Genomic DNA, 11242 nt, shown 5'->3' on the forward strand with positions numbered 1-11242 from the left:
ATTTATCGCGTCTTATTTTTTATAATAACACACAACAAAATAACTACATGGAATTATTAGACGGAAAGAAAGTCTCCAACGACATCAAGACAGAAATCACGGCTGAAGTGAATAAAATGAAAGCCAATGGTGAAAAAGTACCACATTTGGCCGCAGTAATTGTGGGGAATGACGGTGCGAGTTTGACTTATGTCGGGAGCAAAGTAAAAGCCTGTGAATTGGTTGGTTTTGAATCGACTTTGGTGAAAATGCCAAGCACAACTTCGGAAACGGAATTGTTGAAAAAAATTAAGGAACTGAATGAAAATGACGACATCGACGGTTTTATTGTGCAGTTGCCCTTGCCGGAGCAAATTGATACCCAAAGGGTTTTGATGGCGATTGACCCGAGCAAAGACGTTGATGGTTTTCACCCGGAAAATTTCGGAAAAATGGCTTTGGATATGACGACTTTTATTCCGGCAACGCCATTTGGTATCTTAGAATTATTGGAACGATACAATGTGGAAACCAAAGGAAAACACACAGTTGTAATCGGAAGAAGTCACATCGTAGGTCGTCCAATGAGTATTTTGATGGGAAGAAAAGGTTTCCCCGGAAATTCGACCGTTACTTTGACGCACAGTTACACTAAAAACATAGCCCAAATCACTACGCAAGCCGATATTATCATCACCGCTTTAGGTGTTCCGAATTATTTGAAAGCTGAAATGATTAAAGACGATGCCGTTGTAATCGACGTAGGAATCACTCGCGTTGCCGATGATACCGATCCAAGAGGTTACAGAATTACCGGCGATGTCGATTTTGAATTTGTATCCAAAAAAGCTTCGTACATCACACCGGTTCCGGGTGGCGTTGGCCCAATGACGATTGCCATGTTGTTGAAAAATACGTTACTCGCCAGAGAGCAGAAACGATTAAGAATGAAATAAAAAAAATCCTGAGTTTAAGCTCAGGATTTTTTGTTTTTACCGTTTTTATATTGGACTTTCTCCACCACTTGGACTTTCGGCGCTTGCTTTTTGTCTTTGGGATTGAAAGGTTTTTTCTTGGAATCTGTTTTAGGCTTTGGCTTGAACTCTGCTTTTGGTTTGAACTCTGCTTTTGGCTTTTCTGAAACATTTTTCTTAACCTCGGCCTGATTTTGTTTGATTACATCCATGGCATTTTTCGGTTCTTCTTTGGTGCCACGCAAATGAATGACCAATCCGTTTAGGAAATTGCGCAACACTTGGTCACCACAATCCATGTATTTAGGATGATCGGCATTGCGAAAAAAAGCACCCAATTCGGCCGCAGAAATTCTGAAATCCACCAATTGCATGATTTCTACTATTTGATCATCGCGCAATTGTAATGCTACGCGGAGTTTTTTAAATATATCGTTGTTGTTCATTTTTTTTGAGTTGCTGAGACACTGAGTAACTGAGTGTCTGAGTTATTTTTATTTTTTTCTAAGGCACTCAGTAACTTAGCTACTCAGTAGCTTAGAAAAGCCAAAGATACGCCTTTTTGAAGTTCTCTCGCCACAATTTTTCGTTGTGTTGGCCATCTTTAACGATTACTTTCTTATTGAGTTTTTTACATTCGCAGCGTTTGGTGTTAACCCATTTTTCTACGTTTTCAAGGTCGGTAACCATATCGGAATCGCCTTCATTGTCTCCACAGAGAAAATAAACTTTAGTTTTGAAATGGTCTGTTTTAGCCATTAAATCATTCATTTCTTTTCGGTTGAACCAAAAAGAAGGCGAGAAGCAACCGACTTTTCCAAACACTTCGGGGTATTTTAAAGCGGCATAAAATGAAACCAATCCACCGAGCGAACTTCCCATAATGGCGGTGTTTTTGGCCTTGGTTTTGGTTCGGTACGTCGCATCCACTTTAGGTTTTAGGGTGTTGACAATGAAATCTAAATAAGCATCGGCTTTGCCACCGGCGTATTTCGGATGTGGATAAGGCGTTAATTCCTCCATTCGTTTTTCGCCACCATGTTCGATACCAATTACAATGACTTGCGCATTGATACTATCCAAAGTTTCATCTACGTTCCATTCGCCTACATACGATGTTTTCGCATCGAATAAGTTTTGGGCATCGTGCATGTAAATCACCGGATATTTTTTGGCGGAAGCCGAATAATCTTTGGGCAAATACACCCAGATTTTTTTGGTGGTTTTGAGTTGTGGAGCCTCAAGGACAAAGGTTGAAACTTGTTTGCTGGCAGTATTTTGTTGAGCAAATCCATTCCAAAAAGAAAGGTAAACAAGTAGGAGATAAATAGTTTTCAAAATACTTATTTCTCGGATTCGGTTTCTTTAGTTTCGCTTTGTTCGGTTTTGTCTTGAGTCTTTTTCTTCTTTTTGTCCTCTTTTTTATCCGGTTTTTGGATCTTTAGGAGTTGGTATTTTTCTCTTTGAGCCGGATTTAAATAGCTCAAGATAGTTTTTTCTATTTTTTCCTGAATCGATTTTAGTTCACTGTTTTTTTCCTCGTCAGATAATTCACTTTTTAACAATATATCAATCCTTTTGCTGTTGGTAGTTACTTCATTTTTAATGGCTATATATTGGAGTTCATCAAGCGATAAGTCTTTTTTTAAAAGCAACATATGGACTTGAATTTTTTCGTTTCTATTTTTTTCTATCTCTTCCGGAGTTGGTTCTTTAGGTGTTTGTTGTGTATTAGGCATTCCGTTATTGGTTCTATTCATACCCATACCGTAGTTGTTGCCGTAACCATATTGCGCATGAGCATTCATAGCCGAAAAAAGAACAAAAAACAATACTATTTTTAAGCTTTTCATGGTGTTATTTTTTAAAAGAGTAAAATTAGCTAAAATAATTGAGTACCAATGTTAAAAAATAAATGATTGCGATTGTTCAAAAAATTATATTTTAGCAGAAAATTATCTTATTGATGAACAAATACGAAGAAAAATTAGCGTTATTGACTGAGATGATTGCATTTTCTGTAGTTGACGGAAGATTGCACGAAAGAGAGTATCTTTTTCTGACGATGATAGCCGACGAACTTCAGGTAGCTCTGGAAGATTTTAAGGCTTTGTTTCATCAAGAAAATTATACAACTGTAATAAAGACTGAGTTTGAACGAATCCAGCAATTCTATCGTTTGGCTCTTTTGATGCATTGTGATGGTGTGTTACACGAGCGCGAACAAATAAAAATCCACGAAATAGGCATCAATATGGGGTTGAATCCTCATGCCATCAAGCGAGTATTGAAAGCTATGGAAATATCACCAACAAAGATGATTTCTCCTGAATTTTTGCTTGAAGTTTTTCAAGAGCAATTGAATTAAAAGCTTATCCCAACATAACAAAAGCATCTCGAAAGAGGTGTTTTTTATTTTCCTTACGGTTTTTAACTTCTTAAAATTTTCTCCATCGACTTACCCTTAGCCAATTCATCAACTAATTTGTCTAAGTATCGAATTTTTTGCATGAGTTTGTCTTCGATTTCTTCCACACGATAGCCACAAATTACGCCGGTAATTTTGGAAGCATTTTCATGTATTTGTGGTGCTTGCTCGAAAAATGATTCAAAATCAGTTTTGTTATCGATTTGGTGCTGTAATTCTTGTTGGTTATAACCGGTTAACCAACAAATAATGGTGTCGAGTTCCGCTTTTGTATGGCCTTTTTTCTCTACTTTATTAATATAATGTGGATAGACGCTAGCAAATGACATAGAAAATATTTTGTGTTTTTCCATTGTATGCTGATAAATAAGGTTATGTTTTATAAACAATAAAAAGATTTAAAAAGGAGCTAAATTACTTTTGTTGCTTTTAATTTCAAAGCTTTCAATGGTTACAAACGGTCTTTATGCACTGGTGTTTAGTTTGTTTTTTTCAATACACTTTTTCTGAAAATACTTCATTATTCTCAAAAAAATTCGAGCTTCGCTCGTAATTTATCTTCTAAACCGGCGCGATTTTCGACAACATTTTCAGTCAACATTTTCAAATTCTCTTTTCGGGAAAATAGAGTTGAAGTAGATTTTAATTTTCTGCTTTAAAATTTGGATTTGATCTTGGAATGCAGATTGTATCCGCTGCGATGATTTATTACTAATGATTCCAAGTACAAAACACCTTTTGAAAGTCCGCAGGACTTTCGGGAGAAGCGCAAGCTTCGCAGTTGCTACAAACTGCTGTTATAAGCCGTTTCGTTCACAGTTGATTCGGAATATCCATCATTTGATGTAACACTCTAACAATTTCCACAATTCCATCTTCAGCTTTCTTGTAGATAATAAGATGTGATTGAACTCTAAATTGTCTGTAACCCAATCTAATTTTTCCAATATCTTTTCCACCTTCAAAATCTTCAACAATGAATTCAATCTCTTGATAAATTAAGCGGTAATAATGATTGGCTTGATTGAGTGACCAATTTTCGAGTGTGTAAATCCAAATTTTGTCTATGTCTTCTAACGCTTTTGCACTTATACGATATTCATTCTTCATAAGTGCTTTTTGTGAAGGCTTGCCAAATGAGCTTCCGGATCAAAATTTGAAATCATTCCGCTTTTTTCACCGATTTCAATTTCCTCTCTAAATTTTTTTAATTTTTGCTCTTCCAATTCTAGTAATCTTAAAGCTGTACGCACAACTTCACTTGCGGAACTAAAACGTCCAGAAGAAATCTCATCACTGATAAAATTTTCGAAATGGTCTCCTAATAAAATAGATGTGTTCTTTGCCATGACTTACATTTTTAATTCAAATATACCAATTTTTGGTATGTGAATGTCTTTTTTGCAGATTTTTTGAGAAATGGCTTATAACGTGCCGCAGATTGTGATTGTGGCGTTCTTCACTCACTTGCGTTTTCAAATATAACTAAAATTTCAGTCAGCCGAGACATTTCTGATAAACCCAAAACCAGCCATAATCACAAACTGCTGTTACCAGCCGTTTTTAATGATTAAACTCTATTATTGGGAAATGAGGTTTCCACATAATTCCTAACCGTTCTTTATTTTCTGCAAATCCAATATCTGTTATTTGGGCATTTTCAAGTTTGTTCTTTAATTTTTCCGAAACATAAATTCCCCACGAATAAAAAGGGATTTTAAACAAGTCAATTTCTGAATTGAAGTTTTTATTAAAGACAATTTTTTCTGTTTCAAAAGAATAACTTTTTCCTGAATTCGTTTTGTTTATTTCAACGAAACTTAAAGTTTCTTGATGTGATTTAATTTTTATTTTTTCTCCTAAATTTTCCACAGCAAAAATTTTACTTTTTTCAAAATCAATCCATTCATAGCTTTCATAAGCGCTTTCATCCAGAAAATTAAGTTCATAGAAATCGTATTCTTTATACTTTTTAATAAAGCCAAATATTTTTTCTTTTCGCAACACTTTAGCTTTACATAGTTTATATGAAATTGTATTACTCTCTTTGAAAATGTTTAATGCTTTTTCATTCAGAATGTAACCTCTTAATGAATGTAATATATCATTGAGTTTGTTGAATTCTGGATCATCGTACATTTTACATATAAGAGTGTTTTCTCCATTGATACTTGTCTTTTCAGTATCTTCGATAGCTCCTGAGTCGTTAATGTGAATAGTGTAATACTTCATGTCTGAAAATTGCATCTAACGTCCTTTGGCTTGCATTCAGTGGCTTTTTTGAACACTGACGCTAACAAATATACCGAAAACTTTGAAAGAAAAAACCTTTATAAAAAAGAAAAAATTTTGACCGATTAGTTTCCCGATAAGTCCCAAGCCAAGCCATTGATGCAAACCAATGTTAGCAATAGTTTTTTATTCAAGAATTTATTTATCACGATTATCCGTGTTTTTAAAATCATTATCGATCGGATTTGCAGCTGTATCATGAGATATTATATAACGCTCATCAATATTAATATCCTCACCGTTACAATAAATTTTTTTTAAACCAAAATATTCTAATACTCCTGTATTTTCCATTTTTGTGAAATCGCAACTATCAGAGACATCATTACATTCTCCTCTATATATTGCAAACTTCCATCTTAAGACAGGCGATTCGCTACAATATCTTCCAGTATTGATAGGAACAAAATAAGAAATTAGCAGTATCGCTACTATAATCGAGATTAAAAGATATATAAGCTTGTTTGACTTCATTTATAAAATTATTGCTAACGTGCCGCAGCTTGTAGCAGCTGCGATAATTTATTACTGATGATTCCAAGTACAAAACACCTTTTGAAAGTCCGCAGGACTTTCGGGAGAAGCGCAAGCTTCGCAGTTGCTACAAACTGCTGTTAGCGGTTCGGTTTCATTACTCCACAATTTTATTTCATCACTGCCCAAAAATGCCATTCCACTGTTTCCAGTATCTTTTTCGCAGTAGCGAGTTTCCTTTTTGCAGTAGCAAGAATTCTACTTGCAGTAGCGAGTTTTCTTCTTGCAGTAGCAAGAATTCTACTTGCAGTAACGAGTTTTCTTCTTGCAGTAGCGAGTTTTCTTTTCGCAGTAACGAGTTTTCTACTTGAAGTTACCAGTTTCCTTTCCGCAGTAACAAGTTTTCTACTTGCAGTAACGAGTTTTCTACTTGAAGTTACAAGTTTCCTTTTCGCCGATGCTAGTTTCCAATTTTGTTAAGAACAAATTATCATTCGTTATATGCTTATTTCCTTAGTTAGCAGGAAACTGACCGCTAACGTCCTGCAGCTTGTAACAGTTGCGACGATTTATTACTGATGATACCAAAGTTAAAATTACTTTTTGAATTTTCGAAGAAAATTCGGAAAAAAACCAAGCCAAGCAATTGTTACAAACTGCTGTTATGTGCTGGCGTTCCTATTATCTAGGACTAAAAACTTTTCCATAAACTTTTCCAATTCTGTTTCAGCGCAAACTACTTCGGTTGTTTTCTTAGAGAATTCGTTGTGGTTTAACCCGCAAACTATATCAACTCTTTATGTAACAATTTTTACTGTAACAATATTTTTTGTTACACATATTTTTGTTACATATATTCCGCAAACATTTCAAGTCTCTGTTTTGCGCAAACAACTTCACGTTCTTCAGAACCTTGATGAGTTATGGTTTATACTGCTTTAATTTCTTTAGGAAGTTGAGCTTGATTTCTGTTGCAATAAGTTCTTGAATTATGAAATCGGAACGCTAGCTCATAACGTGCCGCAGATTGTGATAGTTGCGACGATTAATTACTGATGATTACAAATATAAAATTCCTTTTTGAGTTTTCAGAGAAAACTCGGGATAATCCCAAACCACGCAATTATCACAAACTGCTGTTATGCTCAGTATTTAACCTTTACCGTATAGTTTTTCCGCTTCTTTCAGTGACTTTTTAAATATATCCGCGCCAAACTTTTCAATTATGAGTTTATCCATTTTATCTGAATAACATTCTCTATTATCATCCATAATACAACCGCCATTAATGGAGATTATGTTATATTTTGTCTCAAGATATTCTTTGTAAAACGAAATGAAAACTAAATCAGTTTCTTTTGCCAATCCAAATGACTCACTAAAATAGTAACCTTGCTTTGAATGTTTGATAGCTTTTTCAATTCCGCTTTCGCATGTCCTTTCTGTCCAGACAAGTTTCTTTTCTTGGGAAAATGAAATTTCACAAAGAAGTACAAAAAATAATGTTATCGATATTCTCATAATGTGTCTAAATATTGAGCATAACGTTCCGCAGATTGCTACAGTTGCGACTGCGTGATTAATTTTTTTCTACTAAAGTAAAGATTTTCCAGCGGAAAATCGACAACCGGCTTAAACAAAACTAGCAATTGTAGCAAACTGCTGTTATAAGCTGGCGAAAGATTCTACAACTCAATCATCCATAAATTTTTGAGTAATCTTCTTTCCTTCTGTATCTGTTTTAAAGATATAGTAACCATACCAAAATTTATACTTCAAAACTCTGCTTTTGTCTTTCGGATTACTGTTATTAATATTTACCCAATCATAATCAGGCTTTCCCCAATCTTGCTTTAACTCTGAAATTGTAATATTGAGTTTAGTGTTTTCGTACTTTTTACTGTTATTCCATTCTTTGACAATATACAAGGTTGGAATAATTATTATTAGTAATGAGATGAACGGAATAATTTTACTAAGTGATTTCAAACTTCAATTTTTGGTTATTACATTAACTAATTATTCGTGAATTTCCAACATGATTTGTGCGCTTGCTTATAACGTTTACTGGTTGTAACAGTGCCTGTTGTTAGCTATTAGTTCACTAAAGTACGAGATTTTTCCATAATCTCTACCGTTTCGAAAAAGAACTAAAGCTGGCATTGTTACAACCAGGTGTTAGATGCTGTTTTCTTCTCGAATGAGTTCAGAAAAGCAGGAACAGTTTCCCAGATTACACCTCTTTCTATTTTTCGACGGTATCTACTTCAATGAACCTTGTTTAATTAGGCTTATCAAGCATGATAGGCCTTAGTTAATAAAAGGTTGCCGATACATTTTGTGCTTACACTTCTAAAAAGTTAGGAAAAAATTGACTTTCTCATTTTTTTCTTCTAACTTCGCCAAGTCTTTTACGTTGTCAAACGTTTGAAAGTTAACTTTCTACGATTTTAATCGAAAGACTTGAAGCCAAGAGAATTCTTCTCTGTCTAAGAACTATAATCACAAAATTTATCGGATTCATTACGCAAAATACTTCGTGAGCTGGGAAATTGCATCTAACGTCTTGCGGCTTGCAACAGTTGCAAATTTTAATCACTGCCGATTCCAAATATAAAACTACTTTTTGAATTTTCAGAGAAAATTCGGTGAAAGCCCAAACCTTGCAATTGTTGCAAACTGCTGTTAGCAGCTGTACAAACTCTTTATTATTAACATACTTCCATAATATGATGTACACAAACAAATTATGAAGTTTGCATATTGAATCAAGTTTTCTATGTTGGTGGATTTTCCAGATTCTTCGTCTTTGAGTTGCCACATTGTCAAGTAATACATATTTCTACCTTTCTTTTTGAGTATAAAATTGTCTGATATTTTATAAAGTAAAAGGTATAAAATTCCATAAACAGGATAAAATAAATTTCGCCTTTCAAGGCAATCAAAACTGTCATCAAACTGCAATACTATTCCAATTACTAATAAAACTATTGAAATAATCAAAGCTCTTTTGTACATTCTTGGAAGCCTAAAAATTCTCAATGTATGTGGTAAAGCAAATCCCATTATTATTACAATTCCAAAAATGAAAACTCCTCCAAACCAGTATAAACTTTTAATTATTTCCAATAGGTTGTCTTTTTAACGAATGTTCTGGTATAGCTGCTAACGTTCCGCAGATTGTAGCAGCTGCGATGATTTATTACTGATAATTCCAAACACAAAACTCCTTTTTGATTTCCGCCAGGAAATCGGGGAGAAGCCCAAGCGCGCAGTTGCTACAAACTGCTGTTACCAGTAGTTATTTTAGACTTATTTTTTCGGTTGTTTTTTTTAAGTTTTTTGGCTTAAAATTATTGTCAAACTGAAATGAATTTCCATAAGTATAATATTCAATAGATTTATCATTTCTCTTCACAATGTCTTGCAACTCCTTTGAACTTAAAGTGTCAAAGCCAAAATGAACAGTCATATCCTGAATGATGTAATTCCATTTATCATTGCTTAAACTTCTCGTTTCCATTCGAGCAATTGGAACTGATGGATCTATTTCGTATGAAATCGAAATGTCGTCAGCATTATCACCATTTAAGTCTCCTTCGTTTATAAGTTTCAATTTTCTGTATACGTTTTCTAATTCAAGTGGCTTGATAGCCAGATCACTAAATTCAACAGAATACTTAAGCAATATAACATCATCAAGTTTTTTGGCGCTAACATTTGATAATGTTGCAATTTCGGTTTCTCCATCACCATTAAAATCTCCCTCGATTTTTCCACCTACGGTTTTCTTTTCTTTTCCACAACTTACAATTAGTGAAAGAACAATTGAAAGTAAAAATATATTTCTTAGTTGCATATTGGTTTAATAATTACTGGTAACGTCTTGCGGCTTGCAACAGTTGCAAAAATTTATCACCGCTTATTCCAAATATAAAACTCCTTTTTGAATTTTCGGAGAAAATTCGGTGAAAGCCCAAACCTTGCAATTGTTGCAAACTGCTGTTAGCGGCTGGTCGTTATCTCCATTTCATATAATTTTTCAATCAACTTGTCAAAATCTTCACTTTGCCTTTCAATTCGGTAGCTTAACTTTTCTCCATTTTTTTGATTAATTATAAATTTTGGATAATGACTATAACTTTTCTTTATCTGGATTTTTTCTACATTTTCAATAAATATCCTTTTCTCATCAACAATAATTTCTTTTTTGCCAAATTTTATTATGATGACTGATGATGATTTCCTTTCTGCTAACTTATGAGCGAAAACACCACAAATTAACGCAATAACAATTAGAAGCAAATTTATGTAATTGAATTGAGGAAATATTTTGACTAAGACAACCGCTAAACCTATAAAAATAGCTACCGAAATGATTACACCAATTATAGCTAAAAAATATAATTTATAAATGTTTATTCTAATCAAACCATATGTTTCCATTTTTCACTTAGTGTTTTAGACTTGCCGCTAACGTTTACTGGTTGTAACAGTGCCTGTTGTTAGCTATTAGTTCACTAAAGTACGAGATTTTTCCATAATCTCTACCGTTTCGAAAAAGAACTAAAGCTGGCATTGTTACAACCAGGTGTTAGATGCTGTTTTCTTCTCGAATGAGTTCAGAAAAGCAGGAACAGTTTCCCAGATTACACCTCTTTCTATTTTTCGACGGTATCTACTTCAATGAACCTTGTTTAATTAGGCTTATCAAGCATGATAGGCCTTAGTTAATAAAAGGTTGCCGATACATTTTGTGCTTACACTTCTAAAAAGTTAGGAAAAAATTGACTTTCTCATTTTTTTCTTCTAACTTCGCCAAGTCTTTTACGTTGTCAAACGTTTGAAAGTTAACTTTCTACGATTTTAATCGAAAGACTTGAAGCCAAGAGAATTCTTCTCTGTCTAAGAACTATAATCACAAAATTTATCGGATTCATTACGCAAAATACTTCGTGAGCTGGGAAATTGCATCTAACGTTTACTGGTTGTAACAGTGCCTGTTGTTAGCTATTAGTTCACTAAAGTACGAGATTTTTCCATAATCTCTACCGTTTCGAAAAAGAACTAAAGCTGGCATTGTTACAACCAGGTG

The 11242-nt window shown here is 34.1% G+C and carries 15 protein-coding genes; 2 read left to right on the top strand and 13 right to left on the bottom strand.

The features are described 5' to 3' along the window. Positions 1-47 precede the first annotated feature (47 nt). The gene (locus ACK4HO_RS03345; protein WP_409662540.1) at positions 48-935 is read left to right on the top strand and encodes a bifunctional 5,10-methylenetetrahydrofolate dehydrogenase/5,10-methenyltetrahydrofolate cyclohydrolase; all 888 of its coding nucleotides are present in this window, start codon (positions 48-50) and stop codon (positions 933-935) included. 20 nt (positions 936-955) lie between these two features. Here the strand turns inward: ACK4HO_RS03345 and ACK4HO_RS03350 are convergent, their stop codons facing one another. The 3 genes from ACK4HO_RS03350 to ACK4HO_RS03360 form a co-directional block, all read right to left on the bottom strand. Further along, complete coding sequence (locus tag ACK4HO_RS03350) at positions 956-1399, bottom strand: DUF1456 family protein (RefSeq protein ID WP_409662543.1); 444 nt, start codon at positions 1397-1399, stop codon at positions 956-958. A gap of 91 nt (positions 1400-1490) precedes the next feature. After that, positions 1491-2291 carry an alpha/beta hydrolase gene (locus ACK4HO_RS03355; protein ID WP_409662546.1) on the bottom strand — a complete coding sequence of 267 codons (801 nt, stop codon included), beginning with the start codon at positions 2289-2291 and terminating at the stop codon, positions 1491-1493. A gap of 5 nt (positions 2292-2296) precedes the next feature. After that, positions 2297-2806, bottom strand: a complete 510-nt coding sequence (locus ACK4HO_RS03360) for a hypothetical protein (protein ID WP_409662548.1) — start codon at positions 2804-2806, stop codon at positions 2297-2299. A 113-nt stretch (positions 2807-2919) separates the two neighbouring features. Here ACK4HO_RS03360 and ACK4HO_RS03365 point away from each other — a divergent pair, with 113 nt between their 5' ends. Continuing rightward, on the top strand, positions 2920-3321 hold the full coding sequence (locus ACK4HO_RS03365) for an excinuclease ABC subunit B (RefSeq protein WP_409662551.1): 402 nt from the start codon (positions 2920-2922) through the stop codon (positions 3319-3321). Between the two features lie 62 nt (positions 3322-3383). Here ACK4HO_RS03365 and ACK4HO_RS03370 read toward each other — a convergent pair whose 3' ends face one another. The 10 genes from ACK4HO_RS03370 to ACK4HO_RS03415 form a co-directional block, all read right to left on the bottom strand. After that, positions 3384-3734, bottom strand: a complete 351-nt coding sequence (locus ACK4HO_RS03370; protein WP_409662553.1) for a DUF2200 domain-containing protein — start codon at positions 3732-3734, stop codon at positions 3384-3386. A gap of 460 nt (positions 3735-4194) precedes the next feature. Beyond that, positions 4195-4491 (bottom strand): type II toxin-antitoxin system RelE/ParE family toxin, encoded by a 297-nt coding sequence (locus ACK4HO_RS03375; protein WP_409662556.1) that lies wholly within the window; start codon positions 4489-4491, stop codon positions 4195-4197. Next, entirely contained in the window at positions 4488-4730 is a 243-nt protein-coding gene (locus ACK4HO_RS03380; RefSeq protein WP_409662559.1) for a type II toxin-antitoxin system ParD family antitoxin, read from the bottom strand. Before ACK4HO_RS03380 ends, ACK4HO_RS03375 begins: the two co-directional genes overlap by 4 nt. A 214-nt stretch (positions 4731-4944) precedes the next feature. Continuing rightward, positions 4945-5628, bottom strand: coding sequence for a hypothetical protein (locus ACK4HO_RS03385; protein ID WP_409662562.1), 684 nt, complete (start codon positions 5626-5628; stop codon positions 4945-4947). Positions 5629-5811: 183 nt separating this feature from the next. Continuing rightward, positions 5812-6147 carry a hypothetical protein gene (locus ACK4HO_RS03390; RefSeq protein WP_409662565.1) on the bottom strand — a complete coding sequence of 112 codons (336 nt, stop codon included), beginning with the start codon at positions 6145-6147 and terminating at the stop codon, positions 5812-5814. 1152 nt (positions 6148-7299) lie between these two features. Beyond that, positions 7300-7668, bottom strand: a complete 369-nt coding sequence (locus tag ACK4HO_RS03395; RefSeq protein ID WP_409662567.1) for a hypothetical protein — start codon at positions 7666-7668, stop codon at positions 7300-7302. Positions 7669-7839: 171 nt separating this feature from the next. Beyond that, complete coding sequence (locus ACK4HO_RS03400) at positions 7840-8136, bottom strand: hypothetical protein (RefSeq protein WP_409662570.1); 297 nt, start codon at positions 8134-8136, stop codon at positions 7840-7842. 696 nt (positions 8137-8832) lie between these two features. Beyond that, positions 8833-9276 (bottom strand): hypothetical protein, encoded by a 444-nt coding sequence (locus tag ACK4HO_RS03405; RefSeq protein WP_409662573.1) that lies wholly within the window; start codon positions 9274-9276, stop codon positions 8833-8835. A 172-nt stretch (positions 9277-9448) separates the two neighbouring features. Continuing rightward, the gene (locus ACK4HO_RS03410) at positions 9449-10006 is read right to left on the bottom strand and encodes a hypothetical protein (RefSeq protein ID WP_409662575.1); all 558 of its coding nucleotides are present in this window, start codon (positions 10004-10006) and stop codon (positions 9449-9451) included. A 146-nt stretch (positions 10007-10152) separates the two neighbouring features. Further along, positions 10153-10593, bottom strand: coding sequence for a hypothetical protein (locus ACK4HO_RS03415; protein WP_409662577.1), 441 nt, complete (start codon positions 10591-10593; stop codon positions 10153-10155). Positions 10594-11242: the final 649 nt, after the last annotated feature.

This window comes from Flavobacterium sp., assembly GCF_046296355.1.
Taxonomy (GTDB): domain Bacteria; phylum Bacteroidota; class Bacteroidia; order Flavobacteriales; family Flavobacteriaceae; genus Flavobacterium.